The sequence below is a fragment of the Wolbachia endosymbiont of Madathamugadia hiepei genome, assembly GCF_013366855.1.
In the GTDB taxonomy this organism is placed as follows: domain Bacteria; phylum Pseudomonadota; class Alphaproteobacteria; order Rickettsiales; family Anaplasmataceae; genus Wolbachia.
In genome coordinates, this window is sequence record NZ_WQMP01000138.1 from 1 (window position 1) to 2,674 (window position 2,674).

Here is a 2,674-nt window from a genome sequence, read left to right on the forward strand (position 1 = left end):
CTACTACTTGTGTCATAATCGTTACCCTTAATTATACCTTAACTCATCAACCACATACTGTGGCACTTGTTCATAACAAGAAAAATGCATACTATATTGAGCTCTTCCTTGAGATATAGAACGCAAAACATTTATATAACCAAACATACTTGCAAGAGGCACTAAAGCAAGAATTATAGCGCTATTATTATGCATTTCCATACTTGAAACTTGTCCTCTTCTACTATTTACATCACCCATAATATCACCCATATACTCTTCAGGTGTAATAATTTCAACCTTCATTATAGGTTCTAACATCTTTGGACCAGCTTTATTTGCCATTTCCTTAAAGGCACCTTTGGCAGCTAGCTCAAAAGCTAAAGGACTTGAATCAACTTCATGAAAGGCACCATCAATAAGAGTAGCCTTAAAATCAACAACTGGGAAGCCAGAGATCATTCCTCCCTCTTTTATCAACTCCAAACCATTTTGCACACCAGGAATGTATTCTTTTGGAATTGCACCACCCACGATTTTACTTTCAAATTGAAACCCAGAACCAGGTTCAAGGGGTTCAAATAAGATCTTCACTCTAGCAAATTGGCCAGCACCACCTGATTGTTTTTTGTGAGTATAATCAATCTCAACAGATTTAGTAATAGTTTCACGATATGCAACCTGAGGCGCACCAATATTAACATCAACGTTAAACTCACGCTTTACTCTATCTGTAATAATTTCAAGATGCAATTCACCCATACCTTTTAATATAGTCTGACCACTTTCCGCATTTACCGACATTCTTAAAGAAGGATCCTCTGCAACCAATCTATTTAAAGCAACACCTAACTTTTCCTGATCTGAAGTAGTCTTAGGCTCCACAGCAATTTCAATAACAGGTTCAGGAAATTCCATACGCTCTAATAATATAGGAAAGTCATGCGAACATAAAGTATCACCAGTAATTGTTTTTTTCAATCCAACTAAAGCAATTATATCCCCAACTTTAGCTTCGTTTATATCTTCCCTGTTGTTCGCATGCATAAGCAGCATTCTACCAATTCCTTCAGTCTCATTTTTTACCGCATTCAACACAGTAGATTTAGACTTCAACTTACCGGAATAAATACGAATAAACGTTAGGCTACCCACAAATTTATCTGTCATCACTTTAAATGCAAGAGCGACAATTTTTTCTTGCTCTGAAGGTTTAATCGCAATTTTCTTTTCTGAATCCTTAGGATTAGTTCCAACAATTTCATCAACATCAATAGGGGAAGGTAGAAAATCAACTATACCGTCTAAAAGCGGCTGTACTCCTTTATTTTTAAAAGCTGATCCACATAATATAGGAACAAACACCCCTTTAATAGCTCCGCTCCTCACACATTTCTTCAGCAAATCTGCTGGCAGGTCATTAGATTCAAAATAAGTGTTCATTGCTTCATCATCTATCCCGGCTGCAGTATCTAATAAAAGATTTCGGTACTCTTGAGCTTTATCAAGCAAATCAGAAGGAATATCTTCATAGGAAAATTTAGCACCTAATGTCTCTTCTTCCCATATAATAGCCTTCATAGAGATAAGATCTACTATGCCCTTAAAATCCTTCTCACTCCCTATCGGTAGCTGAATGACTAGAGGCACTGCTCCAAGTTTACTCTTAATCATATCAACACATCGATAAAAATTGGCTCCTATTCTATCCATTTTGTTGACAAAACAGATACGAGGAACATTATACTTATCAGCTTGACGCCAAACAGTCTCAGATTGAGGCTCAACTCCTGCAACTCCATCAAATACAGCAACTGCACCATCTAAAACTCTCAAAGATCTTTCAACCTCAATAGTAAAGTCAACGTGTCCAGGAGTATCTATTATATTGATTCTATGATTATTCCAAAAACAAGTTGTTGCAGCAGATGTGATTGTAATACCACGCTCTTTCTCCTGCTCCATCCAATCCATAGAAGCTGCACCATCATGCACTTCACCAATTCTATTTTGTTTGCCAGTATAAAATAAAATACGCTCCGTTGTGGTAGTCTTACCAGCATCTATATGAGCCATTATACCTATATTCCTGTATTTAGATATATTAATTTCCATATTACCATTAATTAGCCAACATCAAAAACGAAGATGAGAAAAGGCCTTATTAGCTTCAGCCATTTTATATTTTTCCTCATACATCTTAAACGCACCACCACGCTTATTATAAGCATCTATTATTTCAGATTGCAGACAATCAGCAGAAGTTTTGCCACTCTTCTTTCTAGTAACGGAAGCAGCTTTAGCAATCCACCTCAATGCTAAAGAAATTGCTCTATCTTTCCTAACTTCATAAGGTACTTGGTAAGTTGCGCCGCCAATACGACGAGAACGTACTTCTACAGAAGGTGTAACATTTTTTACCGCTGTTTCAAAAATTAATATCCCGCTTTCATTTATTTTCTTTTCAGCTGAAGATAAAGCACCATAGACAATTTTTTCTGCAATGGATTTTTTACCACATTTCATAATTACATTAATGAAACGCATCAACAAAACACTACTGTAACGCGAATCAGGAACTATATCTCTCTTTCTTGCTTTATTACGACGAGCCATAAACTTCAACCAGATCTCTTTACACCATATTTTGAACGAGCTTTCTTTCGATTTTGTACACCACGCAAATCAAGAGCAC

Annotated in this window: 2 protein-coding genes and 1 pseudogene; all 3 read right to left on the reverse strand. The window is 36.5% G+C overall.

From position 1 onward, the window contains the following. Positions 1 to 27 precede the first annotated feature (27 nt). Positions 28 to 2,094 (reverse strand): elongation factor G, encoded by a 2,067-nt coding sequence (gene fusA, locus GO685_RS04640; RefSeq protein ID WP_175937780.1) that lies wholly within the window; start codon positions 2,092 to 2,094, stop codon positions 28 to 30. 21 nt (positions 2,095 to 2,115) lie between these two features. Beyond that, on the reverse strand, positions 2,116 to 2,595 hold the full coding sequence (gene rpsG, locus GO685_RS04645) for a 30S ribosomal protein S7 (protein ID WP_175937781.1): 480 nt from the start codon (positions 2,593 to 2,595) through the stop codon (positions 2,116 to 2,118). A 5-nt stretch (positions 2,596 to 2,600) separates the two neighbouring features. Further along, positions 2,601 to 2,674, reverse strand: a pseudogene (locus tag GO685_RS04650) (30S ribosomal protein S12); the annotation flags it as partial.

Coding starts and splice junctions, on each gene's coding strand:
- fusA (WP_175937780.1), bottom strand. CDS start 2,094: ATGGAAATTAATATATCTAAATACAGGAATATAGGTATAATGGCTCAT.
- rpsG (WP_175937781.1), bottom strand. CDS start 2,595: ATGGCTCGTCGTAATAAAGCAAGAAAGAGAGATATAGTTCCTGATTCG.